The following is a 23,263-nucleotide window of genomic DNA, read 5'->3' on the forward strand; positions in this document are numbered from 1 at the left end:
CAAACTCTCTGTTTTAACAGAGAGTAGTTGATGAGGGAACAAAGCGACTTCATAAATGTTGGTTTAGAAAGCATATGAGTCACGTGAAAAAAATATGAAAGTTGGATGTTTTATATGAAGCAATTTATTAAACATTCTCCCTTGGCTTTGGCCAAGTTGATGTGTTTGTGTGAAAACTACCAATTCTAATAAACATATTGAAAGGGGAGGCTTATGGAAATAATTATATCTTCAATGTTAGTTTTTATCTCTACGTCCATCGATTATTTGGTTGTTTTAACGATTCTTTTCTCTACCATGAATACGGGTAAACAACGATCAATTTATATTGGCCAATATATTGGAACGGGGTTGCTCGTTGGCTTTAGTCTCATTGCAGCGTACTTCCTGAACTTTATTCCACAAGATTGGGTGATCGGATTACTTGGTTTACTTCCTTTGATTCTGGGGATTCGGGCTATCTTCATCGATGAAGATGTAGATGAAAAGGACTTAGAAGAAAAGATGTCGCATAGACAGTCAGAAGTTGCGAGTGTGGTTGCTCTGACCATTGCCCTTGGCGGAGATAATTTGGGGATTTATATTCCTTACTTTACTGGAATGTCCTTCCAGGAAGTCATGGTTGTGATCCTTGTTTTTATCATTGGGATTTTTACCTTGTGTTATTTATCCAAACGATTAGCTTCGGTTCCTATGATTGGTGAAGTAGTTGAGCGTTACGAAAAAGTCATCGTACCAGTCGTTTTCATCGGCTTGGGTATTTTTATTCTGTTAGAGAATGGTACGATTCAACATCTTTGGTCACTGATTGCATAGAATTTTAAGCACCTTCACGGAAAGTAGAATATACCATTAAAGTATATAAGGTTGAGCTTAGATACATATAACACAACCGGAATATGAAAGAGGCACAGAACGATGTAATATCATTAGCGTCGTTTTGTGTCTCATTTTTATGTATATTTTTTAACAATTATGGATCACAGCTTTCTTATTCTCTAAATGGGAAATAAATAAGCTGATATTTTATTAATAGGTTATACTTGAAAAACTGAGACAATCATAGATCTAATTCGAGAGAGAATAAGAAATATAGCGTATGCAAAAATATTTAAGAAGAATTTTGGTAATATATGTAGGAAGAGAAAAAGGGGGGCATGATTTATGCAATATTCATATAAATATATAATATTAGGTGGCGGGATGGCTGGTGCCAATGCCGCAATGGAAATTCGTAAGTATGACCGTAAAGGGACATTGCTGATAGTCACGCAAGAAACTGACAAACCCTACTATCGTCCTCCATTAAGTAAAGAATTTTGGACAGAGCCAGCCTACCCAAAAGAAACGATATATTATAATATTTCGGATAATGAATCGATTGATATCTTAACTGGGACAACTGTGAAGCAAATTAATGCCGATCGACAAACGATTGAGATTGAGAGTGGAGAAATCTATCAATACGAAAAATTGCTTTATTCACTGGGTGGCGCTCCAAAGTGGATTGATGGGCTGGAGAGCGAGCGTGTCCTAGCTTTAAGAAACTTAGAAGATTACCGAAACCTCCGAAAGTTAGCCAAACCTGGGAGCAAAGTCATTATCGTTGGAGGAGGCTGGGTTGGAGCAGAACTTGCAGCAGGTCTAAAGCTGAATGATATGGATGTGACGCTTGTTTTTCCTAATGAAATATTAAATGAAAAACGACTACCACGAATGCTTGCTAAAGAATTTCAACAGCGCTTTGTAGATATTGGCGTTTCTTTGATAAACAATACTTATGCTAATAGTTACAGTGTAGCAGACGATCAGGTGAGTCTTACATTAGAGAATGGCGCTGTATTGAAAGCGGATATTCTTGTTTTAGGAATTGGATTAAAGCCAAATGTTGAATTAGCAGAAGCAGCTGGGTTAGAAGTGGGTAATGGCGTCATTGCTGACAAGTATTTGCAAACTTCCAACAAACATATCTATGCAGCAGGAGATGTGTTGAATTATCCAGATGTAATCATAGGACGTAATCGTTTTGAACATGAAGAGCAAGCGGAGTATTCTGGGAAAGTAGCGGGACGAAACATGACGGGCGCTGAAGAAGTTTATAATCATGGTGCGCCACTCTCTTATACGAATGTCTTAGATATTTCTATTGAAGGTGTCGGTGAAATGAGTCGCAACCGTGATGATGCGATTATTGAAGAAGTTGCCGGAGGTTATATTGTTTATTATCTTTTTAAAGGTAAACCAACAGGAATATTAACTTATAATGTGAAAGTTGATATGGATAAGGCCCGTGAAATTCTTGTTAACCCACCGAAAACATTAGATAAGCTAACGAGAATGTTGAAGCCTATTTAATTGATTTGTTGAATACTAGATAGCTTCAGAATTGAAAAAGATGATAAAAAGGAATATTTTATGGAAAAATTTTACGAGAGTTGACCAATCGTCAACTCTTTTTTATATCAATGACAATTAATGATTGTTGTCGACTTTACTGGTCACGATACTGTGCTGGACTGTACCAAACAAGTTTTGCTTTGATGCGTATTCGTTCTTCGTTATAGTGCTACCTAAATCTTCAAAACAATGATAAGTTTCTCTATCATATTTTTTTTAGTTTGCTAAAAAACTTTTCAATCGATAATTGATTACAATAATTTCTTAATAATACCCTCTAAAGTCAGGTTTCTGGTCTTACTTTAGGGGGTTTTTGTATGCTTATTTGCTAAGTATGTAAGAAGAAATTTAAGGATGTTATTTGTCTTGTTATAGCCTAGCTTAAAAAAATAAAGCAGTATTTCATAAACGTTTCATAAAAGGTGTATAGAATGTTATTGAAAATAGCGATCAAAGCTATTGTGTAAAAAATAATGGAGGACAAGCCTTCAGTTCTGAAGAGCTAGGAAGCTTAATTCATGCGAATGTTTGACCTGTGGCTACAATAAGTTTTTTGGAATAAAAATAGAAAGGGGCTTATTAGTAAGTGATAAAAAACGCACTAGCATATATTACAAGAAAAAAATATAGAACATTGATTATTTTTGTTATTTTAACAATCGTTCTTTCTTGTTTGTATGCATGTTTGATCATAATGAAATCAAGCAACGAAATAGAAGATTTTTTATATAAAAGTTCTAATGCTTCAATATCAATAACCCAAAAGGATGGTCATTATTTTAATATCAGTCAATTTAAAGATATTGAAAAAATAGCAGAGATTGAAGAAAAAATCATTCAATTTGATGGATTAGCAAAACTAAAAGATGCTAAAGCAGTTAGCGGAGAGCAAAAAATAAAAAGAGAGGATTTATCTGACGAGTTTAAAAATGTTGTTTCATTCGAAGCTACTAATAATACTTCAAGAAACATTTTATTCAGTAGCGGAGCATTTACAATGAAACAAGGTAAAAACATAGAAATAAATGATAAAAACGCCATAATTATCCATGAAGAATTTGCTAAACAAAACAATCTCCAATTAGGTGATGAAGTTGAACTTGAATTATTAGATATGGAAGAAAGTGGCAAAATAAATAGTCATAAATTTAAAATTATCGGAATATTTTCTGGTAAAAAACAGGAAACATATACAGGATTATCTTCTGATTTCAGTGAAAATATGGTTTTTATAGATTATTCAACAAGCCAAGAGATATTCAATAAATCAGAAGATAATAAAATTGCCAATAAAATTTTGATGTATGCTGGTAGTTTACAATCTACAGACTTAGCCTTAAAAAAAATTAAAGCCCTTGAAATTGACCAGTCGAGATATGTTATTGAGAAAGAGAATAAGGCGTTTGAAGAATCTCTAGAGTCAGTGAGTGGCATAAAACATATCATAAAATTAATGACTTATTCTATTATGTTAGCTGGTATAGTTGTGTTTTCGTTGATCTTGATTCTATGGTTAAGAGAAAGAATTTATGAAATAGGTATATTTTTATCGATTGGCATAACCAAGATACAAATCATCATGCAATTTATATTCGAGTTAATATTCATATCTATACCCAGTATCATAGTCTCATTATTGTTAGGAAACCTACTCCTAAAAGTAATTGTAGAAGGACTTATAAACTCAGAGGACGCAATGATATTCGGTGGAGGATTCATCAATAAAAGCAGTTTGATGTTGAATATCACAACCTTTATAGAAAGTTATTTAATACTAGTCAGTATCATTGTTTTATCAGTTGTCATTGCTTCCTCATTCATATTAATAAAGAAGCCAAAAGAAATATTATCAAAAATCAGTTAGGAGAAAATAATGGATATATTCGAAATAAAGAATGTAACTTACAGTTACGGAAATTCTAAAGAAAAAGTGTTATCAGGTGTAAATCAAAAATTTGAACTTGGAAAGTTCTATGCGATAGTAGGGAAGTCAGGAACAGGAAAGTCCACACTGCTGTCCTTACTTGCAGGACTGGATAAAGCACAAACAGGGAAAATCTTGTTTAAGAATGAAGATATAGAAAAGAAAGGATATCGTCATCATAGAAAGAATAATATATCCCTGGTGTTTCAAAATTATAATTTAATCGATTATTTATCACCAATTGAAAATATTAGATTAGTAAATAAATCAGCGGATGAGCAGATTTTGTTTGAACTAGGCTTAGATAAAACACAAATAAAAAGAAATGTGATGAAATTATCTGGTGGTCAGCAACAAAGGGTAGCTATTGCTAGAGCATTGGTATCAGATGCGCCAATTATACTAGCGGATGAGCCTACCGGTAACCTAGATAGTGTAACTGCTGGAGAAATCATTCATATATTAAAGACATTGGCTAAAGATAGAAATAAATGTGTAATTGTTGTCACACATAGTAAGGAAGTAGCAGATGCTGCGGATATCATTTTAGAACTGAGTGATAAAAAATTGAAAAAAGTCAATAAAATGAATTTGGAGGCTGAATAATGATAAAAAATGCATTTGCTTATGTAACAAGAAAAAGCTTAAAATCGTTCATCATTATGTTAGTTATTTTATCCATGTCAACTTTAAGTCTCATTAGTTTATCGATTAAAGATGCCACGGACAGAGCTTCAAAAGAGACATTTGCTAATATAACGAATAGTTTTTCTATAGAAATAAATAGACAAGTAAATCCAGGAACACCTAGGGGAGGGGGAAATGTAAAAGGTGAGGATATTAAAAAGATATCTCAAACAGATAGCATTGACGCCTATGTAAAAAGAATAAATAGTGTCGCAGACTTAGTTGATTATGATATTATTGAAACCCAAGATACGCTTGCGAATCAATCACCTGAAAGAGCGAAGAATTTTAAAAGAACAGTGATGTTAACTGGGGTTAACGATTCTTCAAAAGAAACAAAATTTATATCAGAAGCATATAAATTAGTAGAAGGAAACCATTTAGAAAATGAAGATAAAAATAAAATTTTAATGCACAAAGATTTAGCAGAAAAAAACCATCTAAAAGTTGGCGATAAAATAAAAATAAAATCTAATTTATTTGATGCTGATAATGAGAAAGGTGCAAATGAAACTGTAGAAGTAGAAATTAAAGGTCTATTTGATGGACATAATAGCGGTGGCGTAAGTGCAGCACAAGAACTATATGAAAATACATTAATCACTGATATTCATACAGCTGCTAAAGTTTATGGTAATACAGAAGATACAGCTGTATACCAAGATGCAACATTCTTTGTAAAAGGGGATAAAAATCTTGATAGTGTACTAAAAGATCTTGGGAAATTAGATATAAATTGGAGAGAATATAATTTGATTAAAAGTTCATCCAATTATCCTGCACTGCAACAATCTATATCAGGTATCTATTCAATTTCAAACAAATTACTTGTTGGCGCTTTAATATTTGCAGGAGTGGTAGTTTCGTTATTGCTATTCTTATGGATGGATGCTAGAAAAAAAGAAATAGCAGTATTACTATCATTAGGTACATCTAAATTAGAAATTTTTGGTCAATTCATAGTTGAGTTAGTATTTATATCCATTCCAGCACTACTTGGTGCTTATTTCTTAGCTCAATATACATCTGATAAGCTTGGAAACAATATATTGGATAAGGTTACTGATGATATAGCTAAACAAATCGCTAGACAATCTGCATCTAGCCAATTAGGTGGTGGAGCAGAAGTTGAAGGATTCAACAAGACTTTATCAAGTTTAGACATAAATGTCTTACCTAAATTCATCATTTATGTAGCTATATTTATGGGTCTAGTACTTCTGATATCATTGATTATTTCTTCCTTCAATATATTAAGAAAGAATCCAAAAGAATTATTAACTGACAATAATTAAAGCTTTCGGTGCTTTTTAGCACCGAAAATTTTTGACTTTCAAATATCCAATAATAGACATGTATAATATGGTATACATACACCAAAGGAGAAGGCTATGAAAATATTAACTGTTGAAGACGATCATATGATAAGAGAGGGAATCAGTGCATATCTTTCAGAATTTGGATATATGGTTATTCAAGCTAAAGATGGTAGGGAAGCCTTGTCAAAATTTAGTAGCGATATCAATTTGGTTATCCTAGACATTCAGATACCCTTCGTAAATGGTTTAGAAGTATTGAAAGAGATTAGAAAGAAAAGCAACCTACCAATTTTAATTTTGACTGCATTTAGTGATGAAGAATATAAAATTGATGCATTTACGCATTTGGCAGATGGATACGTAGAAAAGCCATTTTCATTGCCGGTATTAAAGGCTAGAATAGATTCTTTAATTAAGAAGCATTATGGTCATATAGAAAAGTTTGAATATAAGGATTTATCGGTAAATTTTAATAGTTATACAGCTAAAATAAATGGTGAAGAAATAGATGTAAATGCAAAAGAACTAGAGATATTAAAATGTTTATTGGATAATGATGGGCAAGTATTAACAAGAATGCAAATTATTGATTATGTATGGAAGGATAGCGAAGAAATTCCTTATGATCGCGTAATAGATGTGTATATAAAAGAACTTAGAAAAAAATTAAAATTGGACTGTATAACGACGATAAGAAATGTAGGATATAAATTGGAGAGAAAATGAAAAAGTTAACCATATTTCCCAAAATGTTCATACAAATATTTTCTGTTCTTGGCATAATTATTATATTCGTTCATTTATTGGTTTTTTTTATCTTTCCTAAAACATATTTGGAGACAAGAAAAGAAGAGATTCATGATATGGCAAATGAAATCTCTAGTAATATGAACGGAAAACACATAAAAGATATAGCGCAAACTTTGGAACTTTATTCTAAGAGTAGTGAAATCAAGGTATTTATAGAAGAAAAGAATAATCCACATGAATTACAGATCAACGATAATATCAATTTTAATTTAGAAAGTGATAGTAATTCTTTGATCATTGAAGAAAGAGAAATAGAGCTGAATGATGGAAACAAAACAAATCTACAATTTGTATCTATAGCAGATATGCAGAAAGATGCGAAAGATTTAAGTCTTAAATTTTTACCCTATTCTTTATTGATATCCATTCTATTTTCTACCGTTATTTCTTTATGGTATGCCAAATTAATAAAAAACAATATACAGGAAATAAAAATTGTTACTGACAAAATGATAAAATTAGATAAAAAAGCGCGTCTAAAAGTGCATTCTAATGACGAGGTTGGACAACTCAAACAACAAATCAATGACCTATATGTTGCTTTATTAAGAACTATTAACGATTTAGAATTTAAAAATAATGAAATTATAAAATTGGAAAAGTTAAAATATGATTTTTTTAAAGGTGCATCTCATGAACTTAAGACGCCTATAGCGAGTCTTAAAATCATACTGGAAAACATGAAATATAATATTGGAAAATATAAAGATAGAGATATTTATATTAACGAATGCATTGAAATAGTTGATAGTTTGACCAAAAACATTACGCAAATATTATCCGTTCATCACATAGAAAAATTGAATAATGATGAAGAATATTTGAAAATAAATGATACTTTAGAAGACGTATTGAACAAGTATGAAGTATTAGCAAATCAAAAGAATATTACTGTTAATAATCATCTATTAAATGCGCATGCTTATATAGGAAAAACAGCTTTAAAAATGATTCTATCTAATTTGATTAGTAATGCTGTAAAATATACTGATGTAGGTGGGGTAATTAATATAGGGATTGATAATAGTTGGTTTTATATCGAAAATTCAAATGGTAATCATAAAATTTCTAATATGGATCAAATATTTAAAGTTAAATTTGATTTAAACAAAGAAAATAGTAATGGGTTAGGCTTATATATTGTAAGTAATATTCTGAATAATTATAATATGGAATATAAAGCAGTGCAGGATGAAGAATTTTTTATTTTTAAAATTAAAATGCTTTCTAAATAATATATAAAGAATATTCTCGTTCTGCCATTTTAGCGGACTCCTTATGTCAATATCTAGGCGTCTTTTTTTGTTATGAGACCTATATACTGTAGCGCCAAAAAACTGGTAGAGCCGAATTATGTGCCCACCAATATATTTTGAACCGCATCCAGTCAGATAAAAGCCATATACTGCACGCACGTGACTTCTGCTACCAACGTCAAGTCGTCCAACCTGTTGACCAAGTTCCGTATAGGTATCGTGTTAAAACGATTGCGTTAGACGATTATCTTATATTTAATGATGTATATCGTTTAGATTACTTTAGTTTTCTGCATTATATTATATATGATATAATGTAGAAAACTGTCAGGAGGGTATTTCCATGAAATGGGAAGGACGTAAACGTAGCGGAAATGTGAAAGATCTCCGTGGCCAAAATACTGGAAGAAGTGGTTTGGGACAAGGACGGTCTGAAGGAAGAATACCTATTCGGCTTCCAGGCGGTCGTGGCACTTCAGCTGGAGGCAGAGGCTTAGGTTGCGGTTCGATTATTTTAATGTTGATTATATTCTTTGTATTTGGCGGGACCTCTTTATTAGGTGGCAACCAGTCTAGTTCAAGTAATCATCAAACCAATGATCAAACTGGACAGGTAGATGTCCAATTACCTGGACAGATGGAATCGAATACGCAAGTGCAAACAAACCCTGATCAGGTGAATTTACCAGAGACTAGGACCACCAATAGTGAGCTAGTTACTGAGGACGATTTAGCTGAATTTGTTTCTGTTATTCTCTATGATACAGAAGCGTATTGGGGACAGGCTTTTTCTGATGCGGGGTATACATATGAAGAACCCGACTTGGTTATTTTTGAAGACGCTGTGAATTCATCTTGTGGGCATAATACGTCTGAAGTTGGACCGTTTTATTGTCCAGTAGACGAAACGATCTATATCGATTTAGATTTTTATAATCAACTTGTTCAAAATTATGGCGGCGGTGGTGATTTTGCTATGGCTTATGTAATCGCCCATGAAGTAGGTCACCATGTTCAACAGCAGCTAGGTATTTCTGATCAAGTGCGACAAATTCAGTCTGAAGTGGGTCAAACTGAACAAAATCAATGGACTGTACGGATGGAATTGCAAGCAGATTATCTTGCTGGAGTATGGGCACATAACGTTGTTGAGAATGATTGGATGGAAGCAGGTGACCTGGAAGAAGGATTAAACGCTGCTTATCATATTGGTGACGACGTCTTGCAAGAAAAGGCTTATGGTTATACAATGCCGGATTCCTTTACCCATGGTACCGCAGAGCAACGGCAAAACTGGTTTAAGAAAGGGTTAGAAGCAGGTGACTTGTCACAATGGGATACTTACAATATAGACTACAATAGCCTATAAAGTGAGTCACAAAAATTGTTTGATGGTTACGTTATAGTATGCATACGCAGAGAATTTTAGTGCAGCAACACATATGAATGGTGACAGTTTTGAAACGTCGAACTAGCGTCTCGTAAAAGTATCATCATTTATACTTCATAATTGAATAGCTAAATAAGTCGAATAAAATTTTGCTTATCTTAATTTAAATATCGAATTTCACCACGATTTGAAATCTATCAATACATTTGATATAATGCAAATACAATTAAAGAACACAACTTATTCAGAGCAAGTGGAGGGATTTGGCCCTATGAAACTTCAGCAACCTACCGTTGGCAAGGTGCTAATTCCAACTCGAAAGAGATAGATGAGTCTAACCAAGTTATTGGCACGACGAGTCGCGTTGTGCTTTTTTTATTGAAAAAAATAACTAGGAGTGTGTCGAATGTTTAATGATGAGTGCGTAAATTTTAGTGAATTTGTAGGTGGGATTGCCGCCTTAGGTTTTATGCCGTATTTCCGTTTTCGCAAAAGTAAGACAGGAGATCCTAATGAGCATGATCATATTGCTGTGATCTGTCGTGATGAGCCATGTTCTGGGGCACATATCGCTAGAGTTTGCGTGTGTTGTATAGGAAAAGTCCATGTCAATGATTATGATGGTTTTAAGGAGGCAATAAGCCTTGAAACTTATGATCAATTAGTCAATTTAATTACTAATTTTTCCTATACAGATGTGGACTATAAAGCAATACGGTAGTAATAAAGAGACCCTACTAGTTGCCGCTAGGACCTTACCCCCAAAAGTTAGAGCTATAAAACTAACTTTTGGGGGTATTTTTATGTCTAAATATACTGAAGAATTTAAAATTAAGCTCGTTACTGAGTATTTAAATACTAATCTAGGATACAAATTACTAGCAAGCAAATATGGTATGCCCTCTTCATCACCATTAAAACAATGGGTTAGAACCTATAAATCCTTAGGGATAGAGGGTTTAAAACGAAAGAGCCGTAAGGCAACATACACTGTTCAATTTAAATTAGATACTGTAAAATTCATGTTAGAAACAGGGGCTTCTTTTCAAGAAACTGCAAATCAATTTAAAATGAATAATCCTGCCTTAATTTATAGTTGGAGGAAAGCATTTAATGAACAAGGAATAGAAGGCCTAAAACGAAAGTTAAAGGGGAGACCTTCAATGACAAAGAAACCTCGAAAATCTAAAAAGAGTGAAGAAAAAGCTTTAACACGTGAAAAAGCATTAGAGCGAGAGAATGAACTACTTAGACTTGAGGTAGCTTACCTAAAAAAGTTGAGAGCTTTTCGGGAAAACCAGAAAAAACTCCACGAAAAGTACAAGCCCAATGGGCATTCGAGCTCAAGCAAGATGGATTCCGATTAAAGAATATTTTAAAGGTAGTGGGAATTCCTGAAGCAACCTATCACTATCATGTCAAAAACTTAGGGAAAGAAGATCCTGAAATAGAACTTAAGACACTTATCACGCACTTGTTTAAACAATATCATGAACGATATGGATATAAGCGAATTACAGATGAGTTACATAAATTAGGATATTGTATTAACCACAAGAAGGTTTATCGACTCATGAAAGAATTAGGTTTAAAGTGTGTTAAATTCATGCGCAAATCTCGTAAATATAATTCTTATCGAGGTAATGTTGGTAAAGTAGCTAAAAATCGATTAAATCGACGTTTTGATACATCGAATCCACTCCAAAAAATCGTAACAGACGTTACAGAATTCAAGTGTTTACATAATGAGAAATTATATCTAAGTCCTATTCTTGATCTTTATAATGGGGAAATTATTGCATTTGAAATGAAAAGACGACCAACTTTAGACCTAGTGATGACACCGTTAAAAGAAGCCATCGGCATCATTAACAATCACGCACGCTACCGTACTACCATTCATTCTGATCAAGGTTGGCAGTAACAACATAAGCAATGGGTAAGTACACTGAAAGAAAATAAAATTTTCCAAAGTATGCCTCGTAAAGCGACCTGTGCAGACAATGCTTCAATGGAAAATTTCTTTGGTATCTTAAAACAGGAAATGTACTATGGGGAAAAACTGGTCAGCTTTGAAGAACTTAAGGTAAAGATTGAAGAATATATCTACTGGTACAATAATGAACGATCAAAGAAAAAATTGGCTGGATTGAGTCCGGTTGAATACCGAAAACAATCCAGCCAAACAGCTGCATAATAAAAACTCTAACTTTTGGGGGTCACTACCTCTATCCTGCAAAGCTCAACTTGCAGTGGGACCGGAATTAGCCAAGGTCTAATTCCTTGCCTGACGATTCAGAGAGTAAGGCATGAATGCCAACTCTCTGATATGAGTCAGTCATCCTCTTTCACTGCTAAGGCATGCTAGGAAGTTTCGGCCGTAGTAGCTAATTAAATACTCTTTCATTTCCAATCATAACTGAATAATTGTAAAAAGGAGTTAGTGACTATGAGCTAGCTTCTTTTTTACTGAGTATTTTCCTGATAAGCGAATGTCTTAAAAGCGAATCCTTGACTATTTTTGCATGGAAGAGTTGCGAATTTTTAAATAGATACTTGCAATATACAGTCTAACTGTATATAATCTAACTATACAGTTGAACTGTATATAATGAATAAGGGATGATCATCATGCGTAACAGCGCTCTACCACTTACAGAAACAACTTATTTAATTTTATTGAGTTTACTTGAACCACGTCACGGCTATGCCATTATCAAAAATGTGGAGGAACTGAGCGACAATCATGTCAAAATTGCAGCCGGTACAATGTACGGTGCATTAGACAATCTTTATAAGCAGGCTTGGATTGAGGAAGTAGCTAGCGAAAATAAGCGACGAAAGGTTTATCAAATTACAGAAAAAGGAAAAGAAGTACTTGAAGCAGAAATTGGTAGATTATCAAATTTAACTGCATTAGGTTATCGATTGTTTAATTAAGAGAGAAGGGGTACTATGTCTAAATCAACATATAAGTTTAAATTATTCTTATTTGCAGATATTGAAAAGGAAGAAGCATGGATAAACGCACAAAGACATAAACATTTATATCTAGATAGCATACCTATTGGCTCCATACTATATCGTTTTCGTGAAGCTGAAACCGACTTCGTCCCAATTACACGGATTGATTTTCGTGAATTCAAGAACAAAGCAGCATATGAAAACTACTTATCTTTATATGAAGACGGTGATTGGTACCGTATTCATGGTAATCGCTGGAATGGTCTGCAATATTTTAGACAGGATAATCCAAGCGGAGATAGCATCTTATATTCTGATGAAGACTCGAAAGCACAGTTATACCTAAGATACGCCAAGTACTTAGTGACCTTATTTATCTGTTTTTTACCAATTATATTAAACCTAGAACTAGTAGATTTATTAAACTTCTATACTTTTAAATCAGCCTATTTAACACCAGGACTTTGGCAAATGACAGGGGCTAAATTCTGGCGTGCATTTGCCTTCGAAACACCATTTGCCCTAATGAGAATTTTTTCTGGTTGGTTACTTGTCATATTAGTCGCTTCATTCTTATTAGGCTCATTTATTAACTGGCACCGCTATAAGAAATTACAAGATGAAGTGGCTAGTTTATAGATTTTTTTCAATATGTTAGCATATAAGGTTAAATACCTTATTGGAGGTTAACGTGGAACGAATACGAGAATACAATTTGCTTGAGGATAAGAAGGTAATTATTGGCATTAATATCGTTGCGCTACCACTCTTCTTGCTGGGCATTTTGATATTTAGAGGGCTCTCTATACATGATTCAATTAATTTATATCCGGAATCTTTAGCCCAGTATTTTATAAATGCCCTTATATTCCTTGCTTGTTATTTTGCGGTGATTATTATCCATGAATTAATCCATGGTCTCTTTTTCAAAGTATTTTCAGAAACAGGTAAGGTAATATTTGGCTTTAAAAACGGGATGGCATATGCAACGAATCCCGGGAGTAAATATACTTGGTGGCAGTTTTTAATTATTGTTTTAGCACCTTGTGTGTTTATTTCAGCTGTCTTATTTATCCTGTATCAATTCACTTGGATAAGTACACTCTTTTTTATCGCTATGGGGAGTATGCATTTCGCAGGTTGCGTAGGTGACCTTTGGTATGCTTTACTGATCATGAAATATGGAGATAAGTATTATGAAGATACTGAAGTTGGCATTTTAATATGGACGAAAGCATAATAAAAAGGCGTTACCCTAATAATAAGGGAGCGCCTTTTAAGGTGCTAAGAAGTTTATTTTTTACGTTTAACTTCGATGCGATAACCATCTGGGTCAGTCACGAAGAAGTATGATGGTGTGCCACCAGAAAGGCCTTTTAAATCACCAGTTTCATAGGCAGAAGCTTTACAAGTTTCATGCATTGCTTCTAAATCATCAACAGTAACACCTAAATGACTAAAGCCATCTCCAATAGTATATGGCTCTGCATCATAATTGTATGTTAACTCGATTTGAACAGAAGATCCTGGAGAATTTAAGTAAATTAAATCAAATTTATTTTCAGGAAACTCTCTACGACTCGCTACCTCAAAATCAAATAGATTCGTATAAAAATCTAATGTAGCATCAATATCTCTTACACGTAAACAAATTTCAACAAGTATTTGGCTCATTCTATTTACCTCCATTAATTTGATTAATTTCATCATAACATAGATGAGAAATGCAGTCGCATGATATGAATTGACTGAAAAAGGTAGGATTTAATTGTACTCCCTGTAACTTTTAATATAATATATCTAATTAAACAGTTTGGGAGACGATTGATATGACGGAGAATACACCATCAAAGAATAATGAAGTTACTGTTATGGTTGATTCCTCAGGAAATGAGCTACAATTTGAGAAAGCGTCAGAGGAAAAAATCAGTTTCGGTAAAAAATTTAAAGAGGTTAATTTAGGTACTACTTCATTAATAGGGGGAAGTTTAGTAGATGCTGGAGTATTTTTTAAGACCAACAGTATGGCATTTGAACAAATCTTAGAAGCTTATCCAAATGGCTTATATACAGCTACAGTAAGTCCTGAAAAATTATCTCATTTTAAAGTTGATAATACCTTCACGACTATGGTGAGAGACAGCGAAAATCATTTAATTGGTCATTCTGGCTTTTCTGAAATAAATATGCCAAACTCTATTAACCCTGCAATGGTTTTAGGAATCGGTATGCAAGTCATGGCTTTTGCTTCAAGTACCTATTATCTTGATAAAATTAATAGTCAAATTTCTGCTATTGATGAAAAATTAGACGTGCTTTTTAATATGCATGAAGATGAAATTATAGGCAAGATAATATCTGCAAGTAAAGGTTTACTAGAAATTGCTAAGCGTAAAATGGTAGATCAAGCGGATATCGTTCAAATCAGACATCTTAAAATTGAAATTACGAGTATCTATGAACAGTTCCAGCAAAGATTGAAACGATATGAACAAGAGCTACAGCAGAAGAATAATCAAAAAACAGAAGACAAATTGATAAGTGATATTAACTATGCAATAAAATATGCCTTTGAAACAGATAAATTATCCTTATATGCTGATTTAATAGAGATTAGTGTTCGAATAAAATTGGGTAATTCAAATGAATTAATTAAAGCGCGAGCTGAAGAACTTAAAGAAAAATTTGCGGATAGTTTCTATTTAAATTATGAAACGAAACTACAAGAGATCTATGATGTCATCGTTCAACAAAAAAATGAAGAGTTGGCCCATAAAACGAATCGACTAGAGGGATCTGAGAAATTGCTGGAAAGTTTTAGCGAAAAGTCTAGCAACTTACCGTTTTTGAAAAAGGATAAGAATGAAGACAAAGCTAAGAAGAAGGGATTAAAATTATCTGGACAAGTCGAGAAGGTTTCTGGGTCTGTTGGACAGTTTTCAAAAAATATTGGTGAGGCGTCAAGTAAGGGGCTTAAGTCCGTCGTAACAGGTTTGCCTAAGCGAGAAGTGGCCAAAGTTGTAGAAAGACTAACCGATATAAATCAGAAATTATTGACTACTACTGAAGCTTTATCTCGTAATAGAGATATCGATGAAATGATAAATGAAGTCATCTCTTTGCCTAATCAAGATCAAGAGTTGCTATATATTGTAACAGAAGATAATGAGCAACGATTATTCATACCTGAAAGGGTCTAATGATACGGAAAATAAAACGTACATTTGAATCTGGCGTATAAGTATAAATAGTCCAAGCAGTTTAAAATAAATTGCTTAGACTATTTTTTCATATTATTCCCCTTCATACCTTGATCGCTCGGAGGCGATAAGTGTTGCGTTTCGCAAGATTTGGGTATAGTTTTTGATTTTTTCCTTTTTAACTACATATTCAACCTATAAGTAGCGTTCAATAACTGGTTTTAACCTGATACTGATTGGAATAGCGATCAAGACCCCTACACCAGATTGTAGAATGTTAGTGAACAAGCCAGCAATCGCTGCAGCAGCCGTTCCATATAAAATCCAGCTAGCAATCGCATAACCGACAATCATCACAACTGCGGATAAAACTAAGTATAATACTTTTTCTTTACGGCCTTTTTCTTTAGCTAAACCAGCAATATATCCCTGCGCTCCGTGGATAAGTGCTGAGAAGATAATCCACTGTGCATAGCCTGAGAGTAGGTCAATTAAACCACCACTCATAGCCCCGACGACTAAGCCACCTATTGGCCCAAAAATCAAAGAAGCTGTGACGATGCCTACATCAGCAAATGTGAAGAATCCATTCGATGCAGGAACAGGAATAATGATTAATAAAGAAATAGCAACAACTAATGCAGCCGTCACAGCATAAAATGCATATTGTTTTTTCATATAAATTTCCTCCCTGACCATATTAAATTAAAAACTTCTCTATAAATGAAATTTTTATTAGATAACATGTATGATTTTAATCCAATATTTATCTTATCATTTGATGAGAAATAAAGAAAGGTAGATAAAACGCTATCATTTTTATTCACATATGAAAAACAATGACCAGCCGAAATTGAAACTAAATGATGAAATATAATTGATTATTCATCATCTATTTAAACATTTAACCGTGTTAAGAAAAATGTCATCTAGCGTCAAAAACGGTACTCATTCAGAACCACATGCTATAATAGTGATTGAAATACCTAGTAAGTTTGATGCTAGCTAAAAGATGCTTGTTGATGGCTAACGGTTGATGAAGAAATTTGTACTTGGTATGCGTCAATCTAAACACTATCAATATGAGCTCTTACCATTTTTAAATGTATCAAATGATCCAATTTTTTATGCATGAAAAACCTATTTAAATTAGAAGAAGTTGGTCAGATATGCTATGGTAGGACCATTATGTTCAAAAAGGAGTAGAGCCAATGGATGTACCAATACTATATGAAGATAATCATTTATTGGTGGTTCAAAAACCAGTAAATATACCCGTTCAAGGAGACAATAGTGGAGATAAGGATTTATTAACCTATCTGAAAGAGGATATTAAATATCGCTATCAAAAACCAGGCAATGTCTACTTAGGCTTAGTACATCGTTTAGACCGTCCAGTTGGCGGTGCGATAGTATTCGCCAAGACTTCAAAAGCAGCGTCAAGATTATCTGACCAAGTACGGCGTAATGCGATGGGCCGAACTTATTATGCAGTAGTTCATGGTAAACCTAAGCAACCTAGTAATCGGTTGGTCGATTATTTATATAAGAATCGCCAGAAGAATATTGTATCTATTGTTTCAAAGAACCACAAAGAGGCAAAAAAGGCTGTTCTGGATTATACTGTCATTGCATCAAAGGATGGTCTCAGTCTAGTTAGCGTGCAATTACAGACTGGTCGTCCTCACCAAATTCGTGTGCAGTTGGCAGGCATGGGGACACCTATCTGGGGCGATCAAAAGTATGGTCAACAATATAGTCAAGTCGGTCAGCAGATTGCCTTGTGGGCACAAAGCCTTACTTTAGAACATCCGGTTAAAAAGACAATACTTACTTTAGAATCACCACTACCAACAACTTACCCTTGGGATATTTGGTAAATAAGCAATGAAGAAGTAGATATAGGAGCGAACCGTCATGGATTTAGAAACTTATTTAGCAGAAGTGAAGAAGGGCAACCGCATTGAAGCGGATTCTCCAGCCCATCAAGTGATGCACCAGATGAGTCAGGAAGCTTTAAAGATAACCATGCAAATCAATAATCAGTATCATGAGCCACCAAAGCTACGGCAACTCATGTCAGATTTAACCGGTCAAAAAATTGATGACAGTTTTACACTGTTTCCACCGTTTTATACAGACTTTGGTAAAAATATTCATATTGGCAAAAATGTATTTATCAACGCCGGATGTAAGTTTCAAGACCAAGGAGGTATTGAAATCGGGGATGGGGCTTTAATTGGTCATAATGTGGTGATGGCCACCTTAAATCATGCAGAAAATCCCAATGACCGTGGTTCAATGATTCCCGGAAAAATTACAATTGGGCATCATGTGTGGATTGGGTCTAATGCCACTATTTTAGCCGGTACAACAATCGGAGATGGTGCGATTATTGCAGCAGGTGCGGTTGTCACAAAAGATGTCCCAGCCAATACGGTTGTAGGTGGCATTCCTGCAAAAGTGATTAAAGAAATACAATAATATCAAAATACCAGTTAACTGAAATAAATCTTTCAGTTAACTGGTATTTTATTACATCTTTATGAGCGAGTTAGTCTTTAGCGCTTACTCGCTTAAATGCGTTAGAAGTCTCCTGTCTAAACGCCCTGTCTCACATCCTGTTTAGTTGGGTTCGCGTCTCCAGAAAGGATTGCGTTTCAGATGAAGTTGTAGCTGACCTCGCATCTACTGCTTTCATCTTCCAACGGTTCCTTTCTTGTCGTCGACACTCACACCCTTTCTATTCTACTGGGTATCCGCCTAGTGTCCAACCGCCGTCTTGGATTAGGTTAATGCCCTGGATATAGTCAGAGTCATCTGAGGCAAGGAAGAGGGCTGTTTTTGCGATTTCATCTGGTTGGCCTGGTCGTCCTAGTGGTGATTTTTCTAGACGTTTGTCTGTTACAGTTTCGGTCATTGGAGTATCAATAAAACCAGGTGATAGTGTATTTACCTTAATGCCTTTAGGTCCTAGTTCATGTGCTAATTGGCGCGTCATCCCTACTAACCCATATTTACTTGACATATAAGGTGTTCCGCCAACACCAACCATACCGGTAGCTTGTGAAGCAATATTGATGATCACACCTGAACCACGTTCAATCATATGTGGTACGACAGTTTTTGTAGCTAACCAAGGTGCTTTTAAATTTAAGCGGATGACATCATCGAAAAGTGCTTCATCCGTGTCTTGAATTGGATCGTAATTATCCAAAATACCTGCACCATTATAAAGGATATCGATTCTACCATAGTGATCTAAAGTGGTTTGAACAGCATCTTTAATGGATTGGCTTTCATTTAAGTCGGCTTTTACAAAAAGACCTGTTGGCCCAAACTCAGCAATTGTATCTAAAATCTTATTTGCCTTGTCTTCGTTACGACCAACGATAGCAACTTGTGCGCCTTCTTTAGCGTACAAAGTAGCAGTTGCCTCGCCAATACCTGATGTACCACCAAAAATTAATGCGACTTTACCATCTAATTTTCCCATGAAAAACATCCTTTCTGATTTTAAATACTTATTACTTCTAGCATAGGAGATTTAGATAGCGCTTGCAAATGAAACACATGGTTGTGTCTTGGCTATTTTTTAAAGAATAAGCTAAACTAGTGACATAGATTGAAAAGTAAGGACGAGTGAACCATGAAAATTATTTTTGCCCCAGCCAAAGAAATGAATCTAGATCAAGTATCAGTAGATCAACCCAAGTATTTAAGCACCACCAAAGCCATTATCCAAACCTTACAGACGCTGTCAGATGAGCAAATAAAAGCAATTTACAAAATTTCCAATCAACAAGTGTCACAAGTAAAAGACTATATCCATCATTTAAATGTGGGAGATGCATACCCAGCCTTATCTCTATACAATGGTCTAGCCTTTCGCCAAATTGATGTGGATACAGGTGACGGCGCGATTGCGAAATATTTAGACCAACACTTGCGTATTTTATCTGCTTTATATGGACCCTTGAAAGCTTTCGAACCTATACGACCTTATAGACTGGATTTCAACACCACTTTAAAAGTTGCGGGTCAAAACTTACGTCAATGGTGGGGAAGTGATTTTAATGATTTTTTTGAAAAAGGGGAGACCATTTTAAATCTAGCGAGTCAAGAATTCTCAACAATGTTAGATAAAGACCGCTACACTTGGATTGACGTTGAATTCTATGAATATGATGCAACAAAAACAAATGGTTTAAAAAAACATGCAACCATTTCGAAAAAAGGACGAGGAAAAATGCTTGAATTCTTAGCGGAAAATCAAATTAAAGAGCTATCAGCTATTAAAGAATTTTGTAAAGATGGTTATCAATTTGACTCAGAGCGTTCAAATGAAAGAAAAATCGTCTTTATAAAATAAAAAATATTAGGCATTTTGTGAAAAAATAACGGAAGAGATTAAAAAAATTGCATATATCTCTTGGACAGAAGGATTGAAGGAAGCCTTTACTAGAGAAGATGCATTAGGATTGCCACCACTACCAGGTGGCGAAACCATCCGACACTTACATACAGGTCGTTATGATATGTTAAGAAAATAAATAAGATTAGGAAAAGCGTTCATACGAGCGCTTTTTTAATACACAATTGTTCTTAATAAACTACTTATTGTCCCCCGGATATTGAGGGGAAGTACTGACGATAGAAGAATGTATAGAATATAAAATGTTTTTATTATTTATTATATAAGCAACATTTTTGAGTACCATTCTAGTAGGTGTTACCCTTTAAGTAATATCAATAGGAGGTTTTAGATTTGAAAAATCCAATGGATAAAAATGGACTAGTTAAAAATAGCGAAAGTCGTAACCAAGTTGTGCCGGATAACCCAGCACTCCATACTGATGAAGGGGCACCGGTGATCAATAATGATGATACGATGACAGCAGGTCGACGAGGACCAAGCGTATTACAAGATACTTGGCTACAAGAAAAACTAGCGAATTTTTCTCGTGAAGTCATACCAGAAAGACGTATGCATGCGAAAGGTTCTGGTGCCTTTGGTACATTTACAGTGACAAATGATGTGACTAAATATACCAAAGCAAAGATTTTTTCTGAAGTAGGTAAACAAACAGAGATGTTTGCGCGTTTTTCTGAGGTTGCTGCTGAACGTGGGGGTGCGGATGCTGAGCGTGATATCCGTGGTTTTGCGCTAAAATTCTACACAGAAGAAGGAAACTGGGATATGGTTGGAAATAATACACCAGTATTTTTCTTGCGTGATCCTAAACACTTTATTGATTTAAACCGTGCAATTAAACGTGACCCTAAAACCAATATGCGTAGTGCCAATACCAACTGGGACTTCTGGACATCACTACCAGAATCACTACATCAAGTCACAATTACAATGAGTGACCGTGGTATTCCATCTTCTTATCGATTTATGCATGGCTTTTCTTCTCATGCCTATAGTTTGATTAATGCCAATAACCAACGTGTATGGGTGAAATTCTTCTTCCGTTCTCAACAAGGTATTCAAAATCTTACTGACCAAGAAGCGGCTCAAGTTATTGCGGAAGATAGAGAATCACACCAACGTGACTTATTTGATGCGATTGAATTTGGACAATATCCTAAATGGACATTATATTTCCAAATTATGACTGAAGAAGAAGCGAAACAAGTAGATTTTAATCCGTTTGACTTAACAAAGGTATGGCCAAAAGAAGATTTCCCATTTGTTGAAGTAGGGGAAATGGAATTAAATAAAAATCCGGAAAATTATTTCCAAGACGTTGAACAAGCTTCATTTAACCCTGCAGCCTTAGTACCTGGTATTGGTGTTTCGCCAGACCGGATGTTACAAGCACGTTTATTCTCATATCCGGATGCACAGCGTTATAGAATTGGTGTCAACTATCATCAAATTCCAGTGAACTATCCGCGTGGTGTAAAAGATTTCCATCCTTATAGTCGTGATGGTCAAGGACGTATGGATGGTAATGGTGGGGGACAAATCCATGTTGAACCCAATTCATATGGCAACTGGAAAGACCATAAAGATATGGCAGAACCGCCAATGGATGCGGGAGATGTAGATTATTATGATTTCCGCGGAGACGATAATGACTATTACACACAACCAGGTATTTTATTTAACCGAATGACACCAGAACAACAATTAGTTTTATTTGAAAATACCGCACGTGCGATGGGCGATGCTACGCTACAAATTAAGCACCGTCATATTAATAATTGCTACCAAGCAGATCCTAAATACGGTGAAGGTGTAGCAGAAGCCTTAGGTATTGATATCCATACTGTTGATTTAACACCAACACCAAGGGATTCAGATCAAGCCAACCGTGAAGCCAATGCCCGCGGTGCTGAAGACCTTAATGTGCCAACTGAACCTGCACAACCAGCATCAGCGAAGGATTTACCAGAAGAAGGCCGTGATACCAACGTTCAAGATCCAACAAGCTTAACAGGTATTATGGACGACCCATTTGTATTATAATCAGCAGCACCTTCAAGTTAGTCATTTATTTTAGGAGGAAAAAATGAAAAAAAGATTTTATCCGATACTAGGAATGGTTATTTTTCTGACACTGCTTGCTAGTTTAATTGGAAAAGCAAGTATTTCAATGGAACTGGTCATGGGTTTAATGGTATTTGCTTTAATGTTAGCGAGTACCCTGCAAATTATTTTGAACAATGACCAAGGTTCACATATACAAGCGGCATCCACTACAATCATAGGCGGAATCTTAGCGATGGTGAGTCACGTTGCAATAGCATTCACAGGTTTCGATAATCTGTTATCAGGATCAGTTGTTGCTATTACAGGATTTGTCGCTATAATTGGTTTTATTGCTTATGCAATAGCTAGTTTTATCCGTTTAAAAATGACCGGAAAAATGACTCAAGCTAGTCAATTGACCTTTAATAAATGGACAAAAGGGATTCTTATTGTAAGCACTTCTGCAACCCTTATCCATATGTTGTCATTTGATTTCTTACATCAAAATATTGTATTCATGACCTTAATTACTTTTTATTTTGTATCAATAGTCATTACTTTTATATACGCCAACAGGAAACAAACCGTGAGCGTGTAAAATTTAAAAAGAAAAAATTGAAAAATCTAACAATATCAAATCTTACTCTATTTAAAATAGTAGCTAGTTAACCATCTAAGGTGATATACTTTAGATGGTTATTTTTTAACTTTTAAATTATTAAAACTTTGATCATAATTGAAGATAGAAATTCACAAAGTATTTCTAAGACGAAATATGCGTTTTATTCATTTCAGCTTATTAAAATTGATTTAAAAATGCTACATTCAGGATTTA

The 23,263-nt window shown here is 34.5% G+C and carries 24 protein-coding genes, 1 pseudogene and 1 riboswitch; of the genes and pseudogenes, 22 read left to right on the forward strand and 3 right to left on the reverse strand.

All coding sequences use genetic code 11. The annotated features are described in order from the left end of the window. Positions 1-213 precede the first annotated feature (213 nt). The 15 genes from HMPREF3116_RS06745 (at position 214) to HMPREF3116_RS06810 (ending at position 13,987) form a co-directional block, all read left to right on the forward strand. The gene (locus HMPREF3116_RS06745) at positions 214-816 is read left to right on the forward strand and encodes a CadD family cadmium resistance transporter (RefSeq protein WP_026465298.1); all 603 of its coding nucleotides are present in this window, start codon (positions 214-216) and stop codon (positions 814-816) included. Positions 817-1,164: 348 nt separating this feature from the next. Next, positions 1,165-2,355: an NAD(P)/FAD-dependent oxidoreductase gene (locus tag HMPREF3116_RS06750; RefSeq protein WP_070468610.1), complete on the forward strand. Its 1,191-nt coding sequence runs from the start codon at positions 1,165-1,167 to the stop codon at positions 2,353-2,355. Between the two features lie 628 nt (positions 2,356-2,983). Next, a complete protein-coding gene (locus HMPREF3116_RS06755) occupies positions 2,984-4,261 on the forward strand; it encodes an ABC transporter permease (RefSeq protein ID WP_070468612.1) in 1,278 nt (425 codons plus the stop codon). Between the two features lie 9 nt (positions 4,262-4,270). Beyond that, entirely contained in the window at positions 4,271-4,927 is a 657-nt protein-coding gene (locus tag HMPREF3116_RS06760) for an ABC transporter ATP-binding protein (protein WP_070468613.1), read from the forward strand. Continuing rightward, positions 4,927-6,303: an ABC transporter permease gene (locus HMPREF3116_RS06765; RefSeq protein WP_070468615.1), complete on the forward strand. Its 1,377-nt coding sequence runs from the start codon at positions 4,927-4,929 to the stop codon at positions 6,301-6,303. Before HMPREF3116_RS06760 ends, HMPREF3116_RS06765 begins: the two co-directional genes overlap by 1 nt. Before the next feature lie 96 nt (positions 6,304-6,399). Beyond that, a complete protein-coding gene (locus tag HMPREF3116_RS06770) occupies positions 6,400-7,053 on the forward strand; it encodes a response regulator transcription factor (RefSeq protein WP_070468617.1) in 654 nt (217 codons plus the stop codon). Beyond that, the gene (locus HMPREF3116_RS06775; protein ID WP_070468619.1) at positions 7,050-8,372 is read left to right on the forward strand and encodes a sensor histidine kinase; all 1,323 of its coding nucleotides are present in this window, start codon (positions 7,050-7,052) and stop codon (positions 8,370-8,372) included. Before HMPREF3116_RS06770 ends, HMPREF3116_RS06775 begins: the two co-directional genes overlap by 4 nt. A 364-nt stretch (positions 8,373-8,736) precedes the next feature. Continuing rightward, positions 8,737-9,762, forward strand: coding sequence for a KPN_02809 family neutral zinc metallopeptidase (locus HMPREF3116_RS06780; protein WP_070468621.1), 1,026 nt, complete (start codon positions 8,737-8,739; stop codon positions 9,760-9,762). 258 nt (positions 9,763-10,020) lie between these two features. Beyond that, positions 10,021-10,118, forward strand: a riboswitch (SAM riboswitch). A gap of 71 nt (positions 10,119-10,189) precedes the next feature. Further along, the gene (locus HMPREF3116_RS06785; RefSeq protein WP_070468623.1) at positions 10,190-10,504 is read left to right on the forward strand and encodes a hypothetical protein; all 315 of its coding nucleotides are present in this window, start codon (positions 10,190-10,192) and stop codon (positions 10,502-10,504) included. Between the two features lie 82 nt (positions 10,505-10,586). Next, positions 10,587-11,150: a helix-turn-helix domain-containing protein gene (locus tag HMPREF3116_RS06790; RefSeq protein ID WP_070468625.1), complete on the forward strand. Its 564-nt coding sequence runs from the start codon at positions 10,587-10,589 to the stop codon at positions 11,148-11,150. A 5-nt stretch (positions 11,151-11,155) separates the two neighbouring features. Further along, entirely contained in the window at positions 11,156-11,707 is a 552-nt protein-coding gene (locus HMPREF3116_RS09005) for an IS3 family transposase (RefSeq protein WP_083272798.1), read from the forward strand. 51 nt (positions 11,708-11,758) lie between these two features. Then, positions 11,759-11,980, forward strand: coding sequence for an IS3 family transposase (locus HMPREF3116_RS08790; protein ID WP_083272799.1), 222 nt, complete (start codon positions 11,759-11,761; stop codon positions 11,978-11,980). Between the two features lie 431 nt (positions 11,981-12,411). After that, positions 12,412-12,723: a PadR family transcriptional regulator gene (locus HMPREF3116_RS06800; protein WP_070468689.1), complete on the forward strand. Its 312-nt coding sequence runs from the start codon at positions 12,412-12,414 to the stop codon at positions 12,721-12,723. A gap of 15 nt (positions 12,724-12,738) precedes the next feature. Next, positions 12,739-13,386: a DUF2812 domain-containing protein gene (locus HMPREF3116_RS06805; RefSeq protein ID WP_070468627.1), complete on the forward strand. Its 648-nt coding sequence runs from the start codon at positions 12,739-12,741 to the stop codon at positions 13,384-13,386. 52 nt (positions 13,387-13,438) lie between these two features. After that, positions 13,439-13,987, forward strand: a complete 549-nt coding sequence (locus HMPREF3116_RS06810; protein WP_070468629.1) for a DUF3267 domain-containing protein — start codon at positions 13,439-13,441, stop codon at positions 13,985-13,987. A gap of 53 nt (positions 13,988-14,040) precedes the next feature. Here the strand turns inward: HMPREF3116_RS06810 and HMPREF3116_RS06815 are convergent, their stop codons facing one another. Beyond that, positions 14,041-14,421 carry a lactoylglutathione lyase gene (locus HMPREF3116_RS06815; RefSeq protein ID WP_070468631.1) on the reverse strand — a complete coding sequence of 127 codons (381 nt, stop codon included), beginning with the start codon at positions 14,419-14,421 and terminating at the stop codon, positions 14,041-14,043. A gap of 155 nt (positions 14,422-14,576) precedes the next feature. Here HMPREF3116_RS06815 and HMPREF3116_RS06820 point away from each other — a divergent pair, with 155 nt between their 5' ends. Next, positions 14,577-15,947 (forward strand): hypothetical protein, encoded by a 1,371-nt coding sequence (locus HMPREF3116_RS06820; protein ID WP_070468633.1) that lies wholly within the window; start codon positions 14,577-14,579, stop codon positions 15,945-15,947. A gap of 195 nt (positions 15,948-16,142) precedes the next feature. Here the strand turns inward: HMPREF3116_RS06820 and HMPREF3116_RS06825 are convergent, their stop codons facing one another. Then, the gene (locus HMPREF3116_RS06825; protein WP_070468635.1) at positions 16,143-16,625 is read right to left on the reverse strand and encodes an ECF transporter S component; all 483 of its coding nucleotides are present in this window, start codon (positions 16,623-16,625) and stop codon (positions 16,143-16,145) included. 533 nt (positions 16,626-17,158) lie between these two features. On the opposite strand from HMPREF3116_RS06825, the gene HMPREF3116_RS06830 reads away from it, so the two are divergent. Together HMPREF3116_RS06830 and HMPREF3116_RS06835 are read left to right on the forward strand one after the other, a co-directional pair. Further along, positions 17,159-17,827, forward strand: a complete 669-nt coding sequence (locus tag HMPREF3116_RS06830) for an RluA family pseudouridine synthase (RefSeq protein WP_070468637.1) — start codon at positions 17,159-17,161, stop codon at positions 17,825-17,827. Positions 17,828-17,864: 37 nt separating this feature from the next. Then, positions 17,865-18,431 (forward strand): sugar O-acetyltransferase, encoded by a 567-nt coding sequence (locus HMPREF3116_RS06835; protein ID WP_070468639.1) that lies wholly within the window; start codon positions 17,865-17,867, stop codon positions 18,429-18,431. Positions 18,432-18,690: 259 nt separating this feature from the next. Here the strand turns inward: HMPREF3116_RS06835 and HMPREF3116_RS06840 are convergent, their stop codons facing one another. Then, on the reverse strand, positions 18,691-19,443 hold the full coding sequence (locus tag HMPREF3116_RS06840) for an SDR family NAD(P)-dependent oxidoreductase (RefSeq protein WP_070468641.1): 753 nt from the start codon (positions 19,441-19,443) through the stop codon (positions 18,691-18,693). A gap of 153 nt (positions 19,444-19,596) precedes the next feature. On the opposite strand from HMPREF3116_RS06840, the gene yaaA reads away from it, so the two are divergent. The 4 genes and pseudogenes from yaaA to HMPREF3116_RS06855 all read left to right on the forward strand — a co-directional run bounded on the left by yaaA (position 19,597) and on the right by HMPREF3116_RS06855 (position 23,026). Beyond that, a complete protein-coding gene (gene yaaA / locus HMPREF3116_RS06845) occupies positions 19,597-20,319 on the forward strand; it encodes a peroxide stress protein YaaA (RefSeq protein WP_070468643.1) in 723 nt (240 codons plus the stop codon). A gap of 52 nt (positions 20,320-20,371) precedes the next feature. Next, positions 20,372-20,500: pseudogene (locus HMPREF3116_RS09350) on the forward strand (NADH-dependent oxidoreductase); the annotation flags it as partial. Positions 20,501-20,715: 215 nt separating this feature from the next. Beyond that, complete coding sequence (locus tag HMPREF3116_RS06850) at positions 20,716-22,425, forward strand: catalase (protein ID WP_210382491.1); 1,710 nt, start codon at positions 20,716-20,718, stop codon at positions 22,423-22,425. 43 nt (positions 22,426-22,468) lie between these two features. After that, positions 22,469-23,026 (forward strand): hypothetical protein, encoded by a 558-nt coding sequence (locus HMPREF3116_RS06855; protein WP_070468644.1) that lies wholly within the window; start codon positions 22,469-22,471, stop codon positions 23,024-23,026. Positions 23,027-23,263: the final 237 nt, after the last annotated feature.

This window comes from Aerococcus sp. HMSC10H05, from assembly GCF_001806975.1.
GTDB classification, from domain to species: domain Bacteria; phylum Bacillota; class Bacilli; order Lactobacillales; family Aerococcaceae; genus Aerococcus; species Aerococcus viridans_B.

Coding starts and splice junctions, on each gene's coding strand:
- HMPREF3116_RS06745 (WP_026465298.1), top strand. CDS start 214: ATGGAAATAATTATATCTTCAATGTTAGTTTTTATCTCTACGTCCATC.
- HMPREF3116_RS06750 (WP_070468610.1), top strand. CDS start 1,165: ATGCAATATTCATATAAATATATAATATTAGGTGGCGGGATGGCTGGT.
- HMPREF3116_RS06760 (WP_070468613.1), top strand. CDS start 4,271: ATGGATATATTCGAAATAAAGAATGTAACTTACAGTTACGGAAATTCT.
- HMPREF3116_RS06765 (WP_070468615.1), top strand. CDS start 4,927: ATGATAAAAAATGCATTTGCTTATGTAACAAGAAAAAGCTTAAAATCG.
- HMPREF3116_RS06770 (WP_070468617.1), top strand. CDS start 6,400: ATGAAAATATTAACTGTTGAAGACGATCATATGATAAGAGAGGGAATC.
- HMPREF3116_RS06775 (WP_070468619.1), top strand. CDS start 7,050: ATGAAAAAGTTAACCATATTTCCCAAAATGTTCATACAAATATTTTCT.
- HMPREF3116_RS06780 (WP_070468621.1), top strand. CDS start 8,737: ATGAAATGGGAAGGACGTAAACGTAGCGGAAATGTGAAAGATCTCCGT.
- HMPREF3116_RS06785 (WP_070468623.1), top strand. CDS start 10,190: ATGTTTAATGATGAGTGCGTAAATTTTAGTGAATTTGTAGGTGGGATT.
- HMPREF3116_RS06790 (WP_070468625.1), top strand. CDS start 10,587: ATGTCTAAATATACTGAAGAATTTAAAATTAAGCTCGTTACTGAGTAT.
- HMPREF3116_RS08790 (WP_083272799.1), top strand. CDS start 11,759: ATGCCTCGTAAAGCGACCTGTGCAGACAATGCTTCAATGGAAAATTTC.
- HMPREF3116_RS06805 (WP_070468627.1), top strand. CDS start 12,739: ATGTCTAAATCAACATATAAGTTTAAATTATTCTTATTTGCAGATATT.
- HMPREF3116_RS06815 (WP_070468631.1), bottom strand. CDS start 14,421: ATGAGCCAAATACTTGTTGAAATTTGTTTACGTGTAAGAGATATTGAT.
- HMPREF3116_RS06820 (WP_070468633.1), top strand. CDS start 14,577: ATGACGGAGAATACACCATCAAAGAATAATGAAGTTACTGTTATGGTT.
- HMPREF3116_RS06825 (WP_070468635.1), bottom strand. CDS start 16,625: ATGAAAAAACAATATGCATTTTATGCTGTGACGGCTGCATTAGTTGTT.
- HMPREF3116_RS06830 (WP_070468637.1), top strand. CDS start 17,159: ATGGATGTACCAATACTATATGAAGATAATCATTTATTGGTGGTTCAA.
- HMPREF3116_RS06835 (WP_070468639.1), top strand. CDS start 17,865: ATGGATTTAGAAACTTATTTAGCAGAAGTGAAGAAGGGCAACCGCATT.
- HMPREF3116_RS06840 (WP_070468641.1), bottom strand. CDS start 19,443: ATGGGAAAATTAGATGGTAAAGTCGCATTAATTTTTGGTGGTACATCA.
- yaaA (WP_070468643.1), top strand. CDS start 19,597: ATGAAAATTATTTTTGCCCCAGCCAAAGAAATGAATCTAGATCAAGTA.
- HMPREF3116_RS06855 (WP_070468644.1), top strand. CDS start 22,469: ATGAAAAAAAGATTTTATCCGATACTAGGAATGGTTATTTTTCTGACA.